General features: G+C 65.6%; 14 protein-coding genes and 1 pseudogene. 4 read left to right on the top strand and 11 right to left on the bottom strand.

Translation table 11 applies throughout. The features are described 5' to 3' along the window. Positions 1-87 precede the first annotated feature (87 nt). Entirely contained in the window at positions 88-1,491 is a 1,404-nt protein-coding gene (locus AWC07_RS27610) for a PPE family protein (protein WP_084293355.1), read from the bottom strand. Between the two features lie 250 nt (positions 1,492-1,741). Here AWC07_RS27610 and AWC07_RS14030 point away from each other — a divergent pair, with 250 nt between their 5' ends. Next, positions 1,742-2,746 carry a glutathione S-transferase family protein gene (locus AWC07_RS14030; protein ID WP_036410098.1) on the top strand — a complete coding sequence of 335 codons (1,005 nt, stop codon included), beginning with the start codon at positions 1,742-1,744 and terminating at the stop codon, positions 2,744-2,746. A gap of 73 nt (positions 2,747-2,819) precedes the next feature. On the opposite strand, the gene AWC07_RS29825 is transcribed toward AWC07_RS14030, so the two are convergent. Next, on the bottom strand, positions 2,820-3,179 hold the full coding sequence (locus tag AWC07_RS29825) for a hypothetical protein (RefSeq protein WP_084293354.1): 360 nt from the start codon (positions 3,177-3,179) through the stop codon (positions 2,820-2,822). After that, positions 3,176-3,319, bottom strand: a complete 144-nt coding sequence (locus tag AWC07_RS14020; RefSeq protein WP_084293353.1) for an integrase — start codon at positions 3,317-3,319, stop codon at positions 3,176-3,178. Before AWC07_RS14020 ends, AWC07_RS29825 begins: the two co-directional genes overlap by 4 nt. A gap of 23 nt (positions 3,320-3,342) precedes the next feature. On the opposite strand from AWC07_RS14020, the gene AWC07_RS14010 reads away from it, so the two are divergent. Then, entirely contained in the window at positions 3,343-4,239 is an 897-nt protein-coding gene (locus tag AWC07_RS14010; RefSeq protein ID WP_208622418.1) for a phosphate uptake regulator PhoU, read from the top strand. 196 nt (positions 4,240-4,435) lie between these two features. Then, positions 4,436-8,029 carry a hydantoinase B/oxoprolinase family protein gene (locus AWC07_RS14005; RefSeq protein WP_036410079.1) on the top strand — a complete coding sequence of 1,198 codons (3,594 nt, stop codon included), beginning with the start codon at positions 4,436-4,438 and terminating at the stop codon, positions 8,027-8,029. Between the two features lie 338 nt (positions 8,030-8,367). Here the strand turns inward: AWC07_RS14005 and AWC07_RS14000 are convergent, their stop codons facing one another. From AWC07_RS14000 to AWC07_RS13975, 6 genes and pseudogenes are all read right to left on the bottom strand, one after another. Continuing rightward, positions 8,368-9,240, bottom strand: coding sequence for a 5-oxoprolinase/urea amidolyase family protein (locus AWC07_RS14000; RefSeq protein ID WP_036410097.1), 873 nt, complete (start codon positions 9,238-9,240; stop codon positions 8,368-8,370). Between the two features lie 35 nt (positions 9,241-9,275). Continuing rightward, entirely contained in the window at positions 9,276-9,476 is a 201-nt protein-coding gene (locus AWC07_RS29820) for a hypothetical protein (RefSeq protein ID WP_036410078.1), read from the bottom strand. A 95-nt stretch (positions 9,477-9,571) separates the two neighbouring features. Beyond that, positions 9,572-9,718 (bottom strand): annotated as a pseudogene (locus AWC07_RS13990) (ISNCY family transposase); the annotation flags it as partial. A gap of 164 nt (positions 9,719-9,882) precedes the next feature. After that, a complete protein-coding gene (locus tag AWC07_RS13985; RefSeq protein ID WP_051507807.1) occupies positions 9,883-10,686 on the bottom strand; it encodes a glycerophosphodiester phosphodiesterase in 804 nt (267 codons plus the stop codon). A gap of 56 nt (positions 10,687-10,742) precedes the next feature. Then, positions 10,743-11,462 (bottom strand): phosphocholine cytidylyltransferase family protein, encoded by a 720-nt coding sequence (locus tag AWC07_RS13980; protein WP_036410076.1) that lies wholly within the window; start codon positions 11,460-11,462, stop codon positions 10,743-10,745. Positions 11,463-11,517: 55 nt separating this feature from the next. Further along, positions 11,518-12,630, bottom strand: coding sequence for a CDP-glycerol glycerophosphotransferase family protein (locus AWC07_RS13975; RefSeq protein ID WP_139829693.1), 1,113 nt, complete (start codon positions 12,628-12,630; stop codon positions 11,518-11,520). 657 nt (positions 12,631-13,287) lie between these two features. Between AWC07_RS13975 and ltrA the strand changes: the two genes are divergently transcribed. Next, the gene (ltrA, locus tag AWC07_RS13970) at positions 13,288-14,538 is read left to right on the top strand and encodes a group II intron reverse transcriptase/maturase (RefSeq protein ID WP_036417621.1); all 1,251 of its coding nucleotides are present in this window, start codon (positions 13,288-13,290) and stop codon (positions 14,536-14,538) included. Positions 14,539-14,891: 353 nt separating this feature from the next. Here ltrA and AWC07_RS13965 read toward each other — a convergent pair whose 3' ends face one another. Then, on the bottom strand, positions 14,892-15,308 hold the full coding sequence (locus tag AWC07_RS13965; RefSeq protein WP_051508190.1) for a hypothetical protein: 417 nt from the start codon (positions 15,306-15,308) through the stop codon (positions 14,892-14,894). A gap of 71 nt (positions 15,309-15,379) precedes the next feature. Then, positions 15,380-16,561 carry a hypothetical protein gene (locus AWC07_RS28760; RefSeq protein ID WP_051508189.1) on the bottom strand — a complete coding sequence of 394 codons (1,182 nt, stop codon included), beginning with the start codon at positions 16,559-16,561 and terminating at the stop codon, positions 15,380-15,382. Between the last annotated feature and the right edge of the window lie 2 nt (positions 16,562-16,563).

Below are 16,563 nucleotides of genomic sequence, written 5' to 3'. Positions count from 1 at the left end.
CATTTCCGTCGCTGCTATGTGTGAACTACGTTCTGGCCCGCGTGCTCTGGTTGATCACTCGCTCATGGCACCCGGGTATGCATCCAGCTAACCGATCGCCTTCGGGCTGAGCACCGTAATGCGTGATCCCTGTTGGCGTTTGACGAAGTGTGTGTCTTCGCGCATACCGCCCGTTCGCATACCGGGAATCAGGCCGGTCGGTCCATTGCCCGGCGCGGCGTCGTTGACCACCATCGGCGCCATCCGCAAGACTTCGGGGTGCGAAGTTGAAGCCGAGGTAGCCCAGCTGGTCGGCGCCGACATCAGTCCGATCTTGTCGGCTTTGCCCATACTCGCCGACACTTCACCTGCGCTTAGGCGGGCAAGGCCGGAGCCGACGGGGTGCCCGCTGACACCGGTTGATGCTGCGGCAGCACCGCTCGCTGCTTGCGCGGGTGCCCATGCTAGCGACTGAATGAGCTGCAGGACGTTCAGTTCGTAACCTTGGGTGTCGTAGATCAGGGCCCCGTACATGTATTCCAGGTTCAGCAGCTGGTCCCACACCGGGATCGGGATACTCTTGAGGAAGTCCCAGATTCTGATGTACCAGGGCGGGGACGAAATCTGTTGCAACACTTGGGTTGCCGCGGCAACGCCGATCAATTTCGGGGTCATTTTCGATATCGCGGACGCGGTGCTGCCGACCGTGGCGGCTTGCGTGGCCAGACCATTGGAGTTGGCGGTCCGGGGCGGCGCGGTGAACGGAGTCAGCATCGAGGCGCTCGCCGCGCAGGATGCGGCATAACCGTACATCGCGGCGGCATCTTGCGCCCACATCTCGGCGTAGTGGAACTCGGTGGACGCGATCGCCGGGGTGTTCTGGCCGAAGAAGTTTGTCGCAATCAGCGTTAGCAGCAAGCTCCGGTTGGCCGCGACGACGGGCGGGGGCACGGTCATCGCGTGCGCAGTTTCAAAGGCTGCAGCGGCTGTCCGTGCCTGTATTCCGGTCAGCTCGGCATTCCTGCCGGTGGCGCTGATCCAGACTTGGTGCGGCACGACGGTGGCCACCATGGCCATCGACGCGGGCCCCAACCACTGTGAGCTGGCCAGTTCCGAAACCACCGAAAGGTAGCCCGCCGACGCGGCGGTCAATTCTGCGGCCAGCGCGTCCCATGCTGTCGCCGCGGCGATCAACGGCCCCGATCCGGGGCCGCTGTAGATTCGAGCCGAATTGATCTCGGGGGGTATTGCCCCGAAATCGACGACCCCTCGACCGTGGGCCAGCAGCTGCGGCACGATCGCCTGGCTGTCTCCGGTGTGATCCGCGCTGGTCGCGGCAGACACACCGGGTACGTGGGCCGCAAAGTGAGCCGCTGAACCGGCGCCCTCGAGGTTACTGACACCGGCCAGCGCCACCCGGTTGGCACCGGTTTTACCGCCGTCAAGGATCCACTGCCCCGCATTTGCGAGGGCCGGGACGGAGTCTACGTCCCCTGGAACGCAAAGGGTCATCAAGCCTCACCACGTGTATGGGTCGCTTGCACGGCACCGTTGCCGGAGCAGAGCGACAGTTGCAGAGGAAAACAGTTCATGGGTGCACAACTGTATGGCAGGAATAATTTCCTACAAATGTTTTCTTCGTGTTACTTCTCTGGGACGCCGTGATCTGCAGGGTTTGGCCCGTGGCGACCGCCGCCCGCATGTTCGGCCGTCATGTGCCGACTGCGTCGCCGGGTGGGGCCGCCCAGGCATGATGGTTGTCATGGCCGCTTATGTCGCAGGAAATGGCGAATTCACCCGCGACACCAACTACATCACCACCCGCATCACCGCCGACGGTCGGGATGGTTATCCGGTGCAGCCGGGCCGGTATCGGCTTGTGGTGGCCCGCGCTTGTCCATGGGCCAACCGCGCGATCATTGTTCGGCGGCTGCTGGGCCTGGAACCCGTTCTGTCCATTGGTTTTTGCGGGCCCACCCATGACGAGCGCAGTTGGACATTCGATCTTGATCCTGGGGGCGTCGACCCGGTGCTCAAGATTCCCCGGCTGGGGGATGCCTATTTCAAGCGTTTTCCCGGCTATCCCAAGGGCATTACTGTTCCGGCGATCGTCGACGTCCCCACCGGGTCGGTGGTCACCAACGATTTCGCGCAGATAACCCTGGACTTTTCTACGGAGTGGACCGCGTACCACCGAGACGGTGCGCCGCGGCTGTACCCCGACGAATTGCGGTCCGAGATCGATGAGGTGAACAAGAGGATCTACGCCGAAATCAACAACGGGGTGTACCGCTGCGGCTTCGCCGGCTCACAGCAGGCCTACGACGCCGCCTACGACCGGCTATTCACCGCGCTGGATTGGGTGAGCGATCGACTGGCCGCACAGCGATACCTGGTGGGCGACACCATTACCGAGGCCGACGTGCGGTTTTTCACCACGCTGGTTCGCTTCGACCCGGTGTATCACGGGCATTTCAAGTGCAACCGGCACAAGCTCGCCGAGATGCCGGTGCTGTGGGCCTACGCCCGAGACTTGTTCCAGACACCGGGGTTCGGCGATACCGTCGACTTCACTCAGATCAAGCAGCACTACTACCTGGTACACGCCGACATCAATCCCACCGGCATTGTGCCCAGGGGCCCGGACTTGGCCGGTTGGTTGTCGCCACATGGACGAGAGTCTTTGGGCGGCAGGCCTTTCGGTGATGGGGTGCCGGCCGGTCCGCCTGTCGAGGGCGAGCGGGTGCCCGCAGGTCACGGGGCGTGAGGTCTTATGAAATTTAAGAGCGCATGCCGCCTTGGGATGCCGCGCCTGACGGTTCAATTCGGTACAATTCGGTTCAATCCGTGGCGTCACCTTTGAGCTTGTGGGCTTGTCGTTCTCCGGCGGGAGTGAGTCCCAGCCAGATAGTGAGGTCCCACGAGGCACGGTCGTCATAGCGGCGGACGAAGAGGTCGTGGACGCGCTGCATGGCAGCGTCGATCGAGACGTCCCAGCCTGCGAACTTTTCGCCCGGGTAGGGTAGGTCCCCAATTTGCATGAGCCCGTCTTCCAAGAGCGATCGGATGGTTCGCAAAGCGAACTGTTGTTGGGCCGCCTCACCGTAGCCGCTAGGGCGGTGCAGCATGCTCGGTGCCAGGTCACGCCCGAACGGCATCCGTGTAAATCTCCAATTCGATTGCAGCCGTTGAATACTCATGCCGACATCTCTCCTTGCGAGTCTATGTTGTTCTCGATGTCATCGATGGATGGCTGGCCGGGGATTTCGCTGTCATCGCCGTAGAGGGCGTGGTATCCGATGCGTTCGTCGTGTCGTAGCTGCTCGTCGTGGGCGGTCACTGAATGTCTGTTTGGTTCATGAGTTGGTCGAGACGTTCGACGAGGCGCCGGTGGCGGGTGGCTTCCTGGTCCCAGCCGCGTGCCTCGGCGTCGGCGGCCAGCGCATCGGCGTCGGCGCGTTGGGCGGCCAGGATGGGCAGGCTTCGGTGCGAAAGTTTGGGCAGTGTTCGCAGGCAGTATCCGCCGGCCATGCGGGTCGCAGCCAGCGTTTGTGGGCTCGCCTGCGGGTACTGTTACTGACCATGGCGGCGGGCGAACCGGGACGTCAAATGATGCGGGAAGCGCGGGCCCAGGAGCTCGGGAGCATGACTGGTCCGCTCGTCGACCTCATTCGACTTGCGAGCACCGCGATGGGCCTCGCGACGGCCGCCCTGTTCAGCACTGATCCTTCTGCGACCGACAGCGTCGCTGCCGCCTATGAGACGGTGTCGGCGCTCCGTCATGAGCTCGAGGACCATGCCGCCTGGATTTTGGAACTTCGTTCCCAGGCGAGGGTGGCGGAGTTGCCGACAACCATTACGGCTGTCCTCGTCAACGCCGAAGCCGAGCGCATGGGGCAACTGGCGTGGGAGGCCGCCGATATCGCCCGGACTCGGCGTGCCTGGGCATCGATACCGGCCCCACTTCTGGTCGTGCTTCGTGAGCTGAGCGAGGGTTGCCTCGACGCAGCTGCAAAGGCAGCCGATGTTTTGCAGTCCCACACCTCGATTGGCGCGGTGGAGCTGACCGAGGGTGGGCACGATGTGAATCGGTTACTGGACCTGCTGTATCAGCAGCTGTTGTCGAGCTCCGATGCGATCGACGTCGGCGCTGCGATCGACCTCACGTTGGCTGCGCGCTGCTACGAACGTTTTGCGGGGCATGCAAAGGCGGTCGCGCAAAGTGGTTCGCTGCTCGCCGTGGCGGCGCCGAGGGGCTAAGGGCAGCACGGCAACCGCCGGTCTCGGGGAGGATCAAATAGACCCGACACCGCCGTTCAGACGCCTGGCGGGTGGTAATCAACGCATCGGCGTCCCGGTGGTTCACTCCCCCGCAAGCGGGTGGGGCCCCGCTCCGCAGGGGAGTACCCCAGCGCGCCGATAGAGTTGGTACACGACGAGAGGAAAGGGAGTCCTGGTGCCTCGTGCGGGGTGGCAGTTTTGGGTCGACCGGGGCGGTACGTTCACCGACATCGTGGCACGCCGGCCGGACGGGCGCCTGCTGACGCACAAGCTGCTGTCGGAGAACCCTACCCGGTACCGCGATGCGGCGGTTGCCGGGATCCGTGCGCTCCTCGGGACCACCGGAGGTGTGCCCGTGCCGGTCGCGCATTTGGAGGCGGTGCGCATGGGTACCACCGTCGCGACAAATGCGCTGCTGGAGCGCAAGGGAGAGCGCACGCTGCTGGTGATCACCCGCGGTTTCGGCGACGCGCTGCGCATCGGCTACCAAAATCGCCCACGCATCTTCGACCGTCACATCGTGCTGCCGGAGATGCTGTACGAGCGGGTCGTCGAGGTGGACGAACGGATCGCAGCCGGCGGCACGGTGCTGCGTGCCCCCGATCTCGAACTGCTCGGCGAACAGCTGCGGCAGGCGCACACCGACGGGATCCCTGCGGTCGCGGTGGTGTGTATGCACAGTTACCTGTACCCGGCGCACGAGCGGGAGATTGGCAAGCTGGCCGAGCTGATCGGGTTCAGCCAGATCTCGCTGTCCTCAGAGGTCAGCCCGCTGATGAAACTGGTACCGCGCGGCGACACCACCGTCGTCGACGCCTACTTGTCTCCGGTCCTGCGCCGCTATGTCGACCAGGTGGCTGGCCAGATGCGTGGTGTGCGGCTGATGTTCATGCAGTCCAACGGGGGCCTGGCCGAGGCGGGGCACTTCCGCGGCAAGGACGCGATCCTGTCCGGCCCAGCTGGCGGCATCGTCGGCATGGTGCGGATGTCCGCACTCGCCGGATTCGATCACGTCATCGGCTTCGACATGGGCGGCACCTCCACTGACGTGTCGCACTACGCCGGCGACTACGAGCGGGTGTTCACCACTCAGATGGCCGGGGTTCGGCTGCGCGCTCCGATGCTCGACATCCACACAGTGGCGGCGGGCGGCGGGTCGATCTTGCATTTCGACGGCAGCCGCTACCGGGTCGGACCGGACTCGGCCGGCGCCGACCCGGGCCCGGCGTGCTACCGCGGCGGTGGTCCGCTCGCAGTCACCGACGCCAACGTGATGCTTGGCCGCATCCAGCCCGCACACTTTCCGGCCGTGTTCGGGCCCGGCGGCGACGAGCCGCTTGACGCGGTCGTTGTGCAACAGAAGTTCACCGAGCTGGCCGCCGAAATCCGGGCGGCCACCGGCGACGACCGTACGCCCGAGCAAGTCGCCGAGGGGTTCCTGCGGATCGCCGTGGCCAACATGGCCAACGCGGTCAAGAAGATTTCCGTGCAAAAGGGACACGACGTAACCCGTTACGTGCTAACCACGTTCGGCGGCGCCGGTGGGCAGCACGCGTGCGCTGTCGCCGATGCGCTGGGTATCCGCACGGTGCTCGTTCCACCGATGGCAGGCGTCCTCTCCGCGCTCGGGATCGGCCTCGCTGACACCACGGCGATGCGGGAGCAATCCACGGAGATCCGGCTCGAGACCGCCGCCCTGGAGCGGTTGGTCACGGTCGCGGACTCGCTCGCGCAGGCCGCGCGCACCGAGCTGCTCGACGAGGCCATTCCGGCCGAGCGGATCCGGGTGGTTCGGCGGGTGTATCTACGCTACGAGGGAACCGACACAGCCCTCCCGGTCGAACTAGCAGACCTCGAGGCAATGACCACCGCATTCGAAGCCGGCCATCGCGCGACGTACTCATTCCTGATGGATCGTCCGTTGATCGCCGAAGCGGTCTCGGTCGAGGCGATTGGGCTCACCAAGCAACCAGATCTGTCCCATCTTGGCGAGCCGGCTGCCGACAGCGCAGGCTCGTCAGACACCGTCCGGGTCTACTTGGGCGGATCGTGGCGCGACGCGCCGCTGCGTCACCGGGAGCGGATGCGGCCGGGGGACACGGTGACGGGCCCGGCGATCATCGCCGAGGCCAACGCCACCACCGTCGTCGACGATGGGTGGCAGGCGACGTTGACCGAGTCCGGGCACCTGCTTGTCGAGCGGGTAGCTGCCCCCACGGCGCCTGATGCGGGCACCGAGGCCGATCCGGTGCTGCTGGAGATCTTCAACAACCTGTTCATGTCGATCGCCGAGCAGATGGGCTTCCGGCTGGAAGCGACCGCCCAGTCGGTGAATATCCGTGAGCGGCTGGATTTTTCGTGTGCGCTGTTCGATCCGGACGGCGATCTCGTCGCAAATGCGCCGCATATTCCTGTGCATCTCGGCTCGATGGGTACCACTGTTAAGGAGGTGATCCGCCGGCGCGCCGTCGATATGAAGCCACACGACGTGTACGCGGTCAATGACCCGTACCACGGCGGCACCCACCTGCCGGATATCACTGTCATAACCCCGGTCTTCGATGCGGCGGGCGAACAGGTTCTGTTCTTTGTCGCCTCGCGCGGGCACCACGCCGAAATCGGCGGGATAACCCCCGGCTCCATGCCCGCCAACAGCCGCGAAATCCACGAAGAGGGCGTGCTTTTCGACAACTGGCTGCTCGCGGAGAACGGACGGTTCCGCGAAGCCGAAACCCGGCGGCTGCTCACCGAAGCGCCCTACGCGTCCCGCAATCCCGACACCAACCTCGCCGATCTGCGCGCGCAGATCGCCGCCAACCAGAAGGGTGTCGACGAGGTCCGCAAGATGATCGACCACTTCGGCCTCGATGTCGTGCAGGCCTACATGCGTCATGTCCAAGACAACGCCGAGGAAGCGGTCCGCCGCGTCATCGACAGGCTCGACGACGGCGAGTACCGCTACCGGATGGATTCGGGCGCGACGATCGCCGTCCGCGTCATCGTCGACCGCCCGACGCGCAGCGCGACGATCGACTTCACTGGAACGTCACCCCAATTGGATACGAACTTCAACGCGCCGTCCTCGGTAGCGACGGCCGCGGTGCTCTACGTGTTCCGGACCCTGGTCGCCGCCGACATTCCGCTCAACGACGGCTGCCTGCGTCCGCTGCGCATCATCATCTCCGACGGCTCGATGCTGGCGCCGACCTACCCGGCCGCGGTTGTCGCTGGCAACGTCGAAACTTCGCAGGCGATCACCGGGGCGCTGTTCGCCGCGCTGCGTGTGCAGGCCGAGGGCGCGGGGACGATGAACAACGTCACCTTCGGCAACGAGAGGCACCAGTATTACGAAACCGTCGGATCCGGCTCCGGGGCTGGCGACGGGTTCGACGGCGCGTCGGTCGTGCAGACACACATGACGAACTCCCGGCTCACCGATCCCGAAGTTCTCGAGTGGCGGTTCCCTGTGTTGCTGCGCGAGTTTTCCGTCCGGCACGGTAGCGGTGGGGCGGGGCGATGGCACGGTGGCGACGGCGCCTTGCGTCGGATCGAGTTCACCGAGCCGATGACTGTGAGCACATTGTCGGGCCATCGGCATGTCGCGCCTTACGGTATGGCTGGCGGCTCACCCGGGGCGCTGGGACGCAACCGCGTAGAACGCGCGGACGGCAACACCGTCGAGCTGGCCGGGTGCGACTCGGCTGAAGTCCAGCCTGGTGACACACTGGTCATCGAAACCCCCGGCGGCGGCGGTTACGGCACACCCTGATCGCATCGATCGCGTAGGTATCGATGGGCGGGTCCTCGCGCGCCGTGTGAGCTGGGGAGGAATCGCGTAGCGATATCGGCACTTGACCGAGGCGTCCCCGCGGAACGTGATCGCGTTCGCCGCTGCGGTAGTCGGCGGTCGGGTGCCACCAATTATATTCCAACGCAGCATGTTTCGCTGTCTGGACGTTCAATCAGCACCACAGGCGATGGAACGGTGAAATCTCCCTCGAACACGTCCGCCAACAGGCGGTGGGTATTGTGCCGGACTCGTTGTGGAGGTACGCGGTGCGGATGAGGCGGGCGCTTTGTACCTGCGTGCGCTCAAGTCGGCGTCTATCATCGCCGGCGTGGTCGCGACCAGTGCAAGCGCACCCGCTGACCGGGGCAGATCTGCGCGACCCGGTCGATGTCATTGTCGGTAACCACAGCGATCACCGGATAGCTGCCGATCACCGGATGATCGGGGCCGAGGATCACCGGAAACCCGTTGGGCAGCACCTGAATCGCGCCGCGGGTCACACCCTCGCCCGGCAGCTGGCGATCCGGCCAGCGGTGCTGCAGCTTTCGGCCTTCCAGCCACATGCCAACCCGGTCGCTGCGGTTGGAGGCCACCCATTCGGTGTGCACCAATGCGTCGGGATCGATGAACCAGCCGTCGCGCGGCCCGGGTACCACGTTGAGCTCGATCGGGTCCTCGGTCAACGATGCCACCGGGGCGTAGTCCATTTCGGGAAAGCCCGCGGTGTGCTCGCCGACCGACAGCACGTCACCGGGCTGCAGCGGCTGCGGACCGATCCCCGCCATAACGTCGGAGCTGCGCGAGCCGAGCACAGGGTCGACATCGATTCCGCCGCGCACCGCCAGGTACGTGCGCAGCCCGCAGTGTGGCGGGCCCATCGAGATCACCTGGCCGTCATGTGCGTAGTGAATGCTGTTGATGCCGAAGTGGATTCCGTTTACCACAGGGTCGGTGTCGGCGCCGGTCATGGCGATTGCGATGTCGCCGCCGCGCACTTGTGCGGTGAACCCGCCGAAGGTCACCTCAATCGTGGCCCGGTCGGCGGGGTTGGCTACCAGCCGGTTGGCCAGCGCATGCGAGTGCCTATCCGCGGCGCCGGAGCGGGTGACCCCAAGATTCGCCAGGCCGGGCCGTCCGAGGTCTTCGATCAAGGCCAGCGGCCCCGTATGCACGATTTCCAGCGTCGGCAGGCCGGTGCGACGCGACGGGGTGGTGAGGTCGGTCGTCATCGGGCCTCCCAGAATTGCACCCACTTGCGGGGCGTCAGCGCCGCCGGATCGGGGCAGTGGACGTCCCGCACCACCGCATCAGTGTGCTCGATCAGCTGCCTGTCGGCCCATCCGAGCACCTCGGCGGTGCTGTCGAAGTCCAGCAGCAGGGCATGGTCGCCATCGTCGAGTTCTTTCAAACGCGCCACGACGGCCATACATTGAACTTACCGCTGCGTAGCCGTCGGCGCCGCAACCTTCGAGCCTTGCCAGAAGTGCCTTACCGAAAGCTCGGGGCGACAGCCGGCCACCACCGCAGATAGGTCTCCACCAGTGTCGACGGCCGACCGATCCGCGGGTCGAAGAACAGCACGAACGGCTCGAAGAACGCCGCATCATCCAACAGCGCGTCCACTCGCGCCAACTCCTCGGGCAAGCGCCGCACCTGCTCGGGCAGCATCGACTCCCACAACGGATCAACGCGCCGACTTTTTCAGGTCGAAGTAGTTAGCGGCTCACCAGCCGCTCAAGTAGGCCAGACTTCACGCAGAGCGCCCCGTCGTGCACACGCCTGTGATTGCCTTTGCCGCACAACATCTTTGGTAGCCGCACGAGCGGGCACCCTCAGGTCGGTGCAGGACTCGGTGGAAGAGAGGCGAGCGCTTCGGGGACGTCGTTGACGCAGAGGGCGTCGACCCCGGCGGCCAGCAGCTCCGGGGTGAACTCCAGGGGCGGGCACCAGGCGAGGAACTCCCGTCCGCTGCGGTGGACCAGGTCGACGATGTACTCGAGGGGGCGCTGCAGCGCCTCCGGCTCGTTCTGGTTGGGGCGCAGCGAGCCCCAGTGCGGGGCGAGTACCTGGACGTCCAGGTGCCCGGCCGCCGCGACCGCCTGACCGATCGGGAAGCGGAGCCAGGTGAGCAGACCGCGCGCCACGCCCGGGGCCAGCTCGCGGGCGATGTCCAGCGCCCCGGGGTCGAACGAGGTCACCAGCACCGGCCGCCTGCGGCTCTCACGCACCACGAGAGGGGCCAACCGTCCCATGGTGGTGCGGTCGCGGTCGCGGGTCGCGTCCTCCATCGAGGTCTTGACGTCGAAGTCGACGCCGACCCCGGGTGGCAGCGCCTCGAGCAGCTCCTCCAGGCGTAGCGAGCCCCGGTCGGCCGCCTCGTGCCCGGTGATGTCGGCGTAGAAGACGCCGTCATCATCGGCCGGGTTGTGCGCCACGACCAGGAGGTCGTCGGAGGTGCGGCGGACGTCCACCTCGAGCCAGTCGACGCCGTGCTGCACTGCCGCGAGGAATGATTCGAGCGTGTTCTCCAGGAGCCCGTCGACGCTTCCTCGGCCGCAGCCGCGGTGGCCGAGGATCGCCGGCGAGGGGCCGAAGACCGGCTCGGAGCCGTTCGGGAAGACGTTGTTGCCGTTCATAACGTGCCGTCACGGCCCGGTGCCGCACCCTGCCCGGGTCGCACCCGGGGGCGGGGTCACGCGGCGGGCGTGACGATCCTGCTCACCTCCGTGTTCGCACGCTCGAGGTCATCGGCGAAGTCCACCTCAACGACGAAGTAATCCGAGATGTCCAACGCCTGAACACGCAGCCGGCCCTCCATGATCGCGGATTCCATGCCGCGTTCGAAGAAATCCTGGTCGGTGCAGCGCTCGAGGTGCTCGATCAGCGCCGCCTTGTCGGTGGACGCCACGTAGTTGATTCCCACTGCTTCACCGTGCCCGTCGATGACGGACTTGGAGAGCTCTGTCAGGTACCCGTCGGCATCGGTGCGGTATTTGACCTCCTCCTCGCCGACGGCAGCGGTGTTCACGCAGGCGAACGTGCGATCGGTTTCGATCAGCGCCTGGGCCCGCTCCAGCAGGCGAGGGTCGAACACCACGTCACCATTGAGCCATAGAACGCCCCCGGAATGCGAGCTGCGCAGCGCCTTCAGCAGGCTGCGCGCGGTGTTAGTTTCGTCATACCGCTCGTTGTAGACGAACCGGACCTCCGGCTCGGCCTCCAGGATCAGGTCGTACCGGAAGCCGACCACCACGGCAATCCGGGCGGCGTCGGCGAAGGCTTGGCGGAGGTTGTCCAGCTGGTGGCGGAGGATGCTCCGGCCGTCGACAAGAGGGGTGAGCGGCTTGGGCAGCGGCAGGCCGAGCCGCGTGCCGAGTCCTGCGGCCAGGATGATGATCTGGATCTCCCTCATGCCAACCCTCTCCTTGTGGTCCGTGGTGGAACGGTGTACCCGTGGCTACGTGGCTTCAGGGGGCTTCTGCCGGGGCCAGGTGCCGCCGGTCCGTCTGCCGTGCGGCCAGGGCTTCCTCGACGGCCCCCAGGAAACGCCTGGTGCTCTCCCCGGGCGCCAGGTCGCCGAAGTAGTAGCGGCGCATGGCCTCCCGCTCGGCGCGGTATGCGTCCCGGGCCAGCCGCTGGGCGAGCGTGCCGGTGAGCGAACCGACCGTGGCGGCGTCCACGACGTCGGCGCAGCGGCTCACCGGAGCCTCGGCGTCCAGCCGGGCACGGTCGTTGCGGCGGTCGGTGACGAACAGCGGCTTGTCGACGTGCAGGTAGAGGAAGTCCAGGCCGACCGAGGAGATGTCCGTGATCAGCACGCTGCATCCAGGGAAGACGGCCAGGATGTCGGCGTTGATCAGGACCCGATGACCCGCGGCGGGCTCGCGGCGCGCGGCTTCGGTTACCAGCCCGACGATCCGTCGGTGCGCCGTCGCCATGCCGGGGTCCGTACTGCTCGCCACCCGTGGGTGCGGCTTGTACACCACGCGGACGTTCGGCAGCGCGAGCGCGGCGGCCGCGATGGCCGGGCCGTGGACGTCGACCGAGGTGAAGTTGTTCGCGGCGTTCTCACCCTCCCAGGTGGGGGCGTAGAGAACGGTGCGCCGGGCCGTCGGGGGCAGGACGGGCTCGGGGCGCAGGTCGAGCTGCGGCCGGCCGACCGGGACGAACCGGCGCTCGTCGAACTCGATCAGCGCCGCCCGGTAGCGCCGCAGCGCGGCCTCGCCCGCCACCAGGACGCGGTCGTACGCCTTGGCCTGGTTGCTCGCCATGCACACTTTGTCGCTCTCGCCGTGGTTCACATGGATGTGGATCATCCGGGTGGCGGCCAGCGAGTGGAAGTTCAGCGCGGAGTTGTTGACGTAGATCGCGGCCTTGAGGTCGCTATCGTCGTACAGCTGGACTAGGTCCGCCAGCTTCGGCACGCACACGCGGCGCAGCCGAGTGAGCCGGCCCACCGCGACGTACGTCTGCGGGTGGCGGGTCACCACCAGGACCGGATGAGCCTGATCGAGCAGCTCGAAAACGGGGACCCACTGGCGCAATTGGTAGAGCCGGCAGGGGTCATCCGCGAAATACACGACCACCTCTCCCGGCACGGGCTCGCCAGTGACCCAGCCCGTGGTGGAAGGAACCTGGGAGCACACGAGACACCTCCCAACACGTCGGGGGTGAGACTAGTTTGCCCTCAGTTCACCTTTCCGACAACGTTCACACCAGGGAGACTCGCCTCGATGTCGCCGAGGTCATGGTGCGGTGTCGGTGCGGTAGCCCCTGCCCCTCTTGCTCGGCCGCCCTTCGGGCGATATATGCCGGTTGGTAAGACCGCGATGCAGTCCCGCGACATGGGCCGAGGGCGTCGGCGACTGCGTTAAGTTTAGGAAGCGACATCGAAACCGGGGCCTCAATGCAATCCCGGGACGAGTCTGGCGGGTGCCCGAGTTATTGGCCAGGCGGTGTCCGGCGTGCAGGTGGCGTGAGTCCGGTCTGCTGCTGCTGTGCGGAACGTGGGAAGGCGCGTGTCGACACTGTCGACCGCCCCTGTTGGGGGTGGTGGGCGAGAGGGAGCACACCGAACGGCTGAAACCGGAGGTGGTGAGTACCGTCGCGGTGCGCGCCGGCGGACCGGCTCGTAGTAGCGGTGAAGCCCCCGTAATCGGGGTGGAGCGAAGGGGCCGGCTCATCTGGACGTGGTTGTTCGAGCAACCGGGCGAACGCCCGGGAGGAGACGAGTGGGCATGTCAGGTCCGGGCGGGAAACCGTTCGACATCTCCAAACGCCTGGTGTGGAGGGCGTGGAAGCAGGTCAAGGCAAACAAGGGTGCCGCCGGGGTGGATGGGGTGTCCATCGAGGAGTTCGAGACCGATCTGAAGGACAATCTGTACAAGATCTGGAATCGGATGTCATCGGGGACGTACTTCCCGCCGCCGGTGCGGGCTGTGGAGATACCGAAGGCCGATGGTGGGACACGGGTTTTAGGTGTGCCCACCGTGGGGGATCGGGTGGCGCAGACGGTGGCCGCGCTGACGCTGGAGCCTCGGACGGAGTCGATCTTTCATGACGATTCCTATGGGTATCGGCCGGGGCGTGGGCAGCTGGACGCGGTGGCAAAATGCCGGGAACGGTGCTGGTCGACGTCGTGGGTCATCGATTTGGATGTCCGCAAATTCTTCGACAGCGTCGCCTGGGATTTGATGGTCAAGGCGGTGCAAGCCAACGTCACTCACGAGCAGCGCTGGATCGTGCTGTACGTGAAGCGATGGCTGGCCGCGCCGATCCGCACACCCGAGGGCAGGCTTGTCGAGCGGGAACGCGGGACTCCGCAGGGGTCGGCGATTTCCCCCGTCTTGGCGAACCTGTTCATGCATTACGCGTTCGACTCGTGGCTGGAAAGGGAGTTCCCGACAGTCTCGTTCGAACGCTATGCCGATGACGCTGTGGTGCACTGTGCGACCGAGTGGCAAGCCCGAAAGGTGCTGGCCGCGTTGGAAACACGGATGGAGCAGGTCGGGTTGCAACTGCATCCGACCAAAACGAAGATCGTCTACTGCAAGGACCGGAACAGGCGTCTCGATTGCGAGAACACCACGTTTACGTTTCTGGGGTACACGTTTCGGGCCAGGAAGGCCCCGACGCGGGACAAGACGAGCATGTTCTCGGCGTTCCTGCCCGCCGCCAGCGCCGAGGCTGTCAAAAGCATGGGCGCGGTTATCCGATCCTGGCGGCTGCATCTACGCACCACGACCGATCTGGCGGAGCTGGCACGGTGGATCAACCCGGTCGTTCGCGGCTGGATGAACTACTACGGCCACTTCTACCGGACCGAGATCTTCCCCCTGCTGCGACGCATCAACACCTACCTGGTGCGATGGGCGCGACGGAGGTTCAAACGGCTTGGGTCATTCAAAAAGGCCCAGCGATGGTGGAAAGACCTGGTGCAACGTCAACCAGGTCTGTTCGCCCACTGGGCGTGGATGACCGAGTTCTGACGGACTGGGTGAGAAGAGCGGAGTGATGGGAGACTGTCACGCTCCGTTCTGTGGGAGCCCCGGGGTGCGATCCCCCGGGGCCACCCGGCGGGCTAGGTCCTGTTGCGCCGTGAGGCTGTCGGCGAGGTTCTCGCGTGATATGACCCCCGCTACGTGTGCCATTGGCAGGCAGTTGCCATGCGCACCAAACAACAATTGGCGGCGCAAGATCCCTTGGGCGCTCCGCCCGGTCTGGCCTTGTTGGCGGCGGTCATCGTTAGGTTGAGTCATTGTTCGCGATTCCGCAGGTGTCCCAATTCGAAATTGTTGACGTGCATGCCGCCCTGGTATGGCTGGCTGCCGCGCCTGACGAATCAATCCGTTACGTCACCTTTGAGCTTGTGGGCCTGTCGTTCTCCGGCGGGAGTGAGGCCCAGCCAGATAGTGAATTCCCACAGATCAGGTTCATTATATTTGCCGACGAACAGGTTGGAGACGCGCTGCATGGCAGCATCGACCGAGAGGTCCCAGCCTGCGAACTTCTCGCCCGGGTAGGGCAGGTCCCCAATTTGCATGAGACCGTCTTCCAAGAGCGATCGGATGATTCGCAGGGCGAACTGTTGTCGGGCGGGAATGGTGGTAGCGAGGTTGTCGCGGGTGATGGCCGATTCGATCTGAGCCAGCGGCACCAGGTCGTACAGCGCACTGATCAACAGTTCCGCCCGCAGCCGGTCTTGTGCCGTTTCAATTGGCTGGGTCTCCGGCCGTCTATTCTCGTCGGGTCGAGTCATAATTCTCCGTCTTTGTTGGTGTGCTTTGGCTTTCGCTGGTCGGCGACCGGTCGGAGTCAACGTCAGGTGCGTCATCCGGGGTTGAATTCGTCGAGGTCAGGTAGCTCGTCCTTGCCCAGCACCGGGGGCCCGTGGTGGCTGTGGGGCGGGTGAACAGGGTGTGGCACGGATTCCGGCGGTACCGGGCCGATCCCGACTAGTGGCGGTGCGCGACCGGGCGTCGGCGCGGCTGGTGGGCGCGTCGCGGCCGGGGGTTCGACCGGCGCTTGGACCGGTGGCACCTCGGGTGGTGCTGGCCTGACAGGTGCGGGAATGTCTGGCACGCCCCCTTGCGGGTTGATATGCACCTTTGTGTAGTCACCTTTGCTGGGGAACCGGACATCGAGGACGGGCTTTCCGGTCGACTCGGCAGCCCAGCGTTGCCCAATCGTTGTGCCGTCCGGAAGTCGATATCGGGTGCCTTTGCTAGGATCGCCATAGCCATTCGGGATTTCTACCCCGTTCTGTTGGGCCCACCTCCACAGGTTCTGAAGGTCTTCTGGTGAGCGGATCTCCCTGATATCAGGGGAATTACCGAGGGGCAATTTGTCCAGCACCTTGCGAATATCGTCGGCGCTCGGACCGGTGGCAGGTTCCGGCGGCGGCGCCGGCGTCGGGTCCTGTTTCCAGGTGCGGTTGTCGACGGCCTGGACGCGGTTGCCCTGTGCCGGTGCGGCGGGGACAGGCGTTGGCGGGACGGCGTGTCGGATGCCGGCCACGGCGGTGGTGACTTTGGCGGCGACTTGCTGATCGAGCCCGACCAGTTGGACGGCTCGTTGGCGGATGTCGCCGGCGAAGGCTTGTGCCTGGGTTTGCCGGGCGGCCCGCTGCGCGGCCGACCCGCCACTGCTTCGATCTGTGTCCGACAGGTCCTCGCCGACATCGAATCCCGCCGCGCGGGCATCCTGGACCGCGTAGCGCACCCGCGAGCGCGCCGCATACAGATCCGAGGCTCCGCTGCGGGCCACTTTGGCCGCCTCATGCAACTGGTCGGCCACCGCGCTGGTCGTCAGCATGTCGGAATGCGTCTCGGTGCGCAGCGTGTCGGCTGCCGCGCCTCGCCAATCCACTGCTAGCGCGTCTCGCCAGACCTGGTTGGCTACCCCGTAGCAACGCCCGGCGACATCCTCCCAGTGGTCAGCGGCCTCGGTGAGATGCTCGGTGGGCCAGGCCAACAGCTGCGAAAGGGTGGGAAACGCGGCGACCGCTGACATGT

It is taken from the genome of Mycobacterium gastri, from assembly GCF_002102175.1.
Lineage (GTDB): Bacteria > Actinomycetota > Actinomycetes > Mycobacteriales > Mycobacteriaceae > Mycobacterium > Mycobacterium gastri.
Note: the sequence above shows the minus strand (reverse complement) of the source record. Positions and strands in the feature narration are given on the sequence as shown.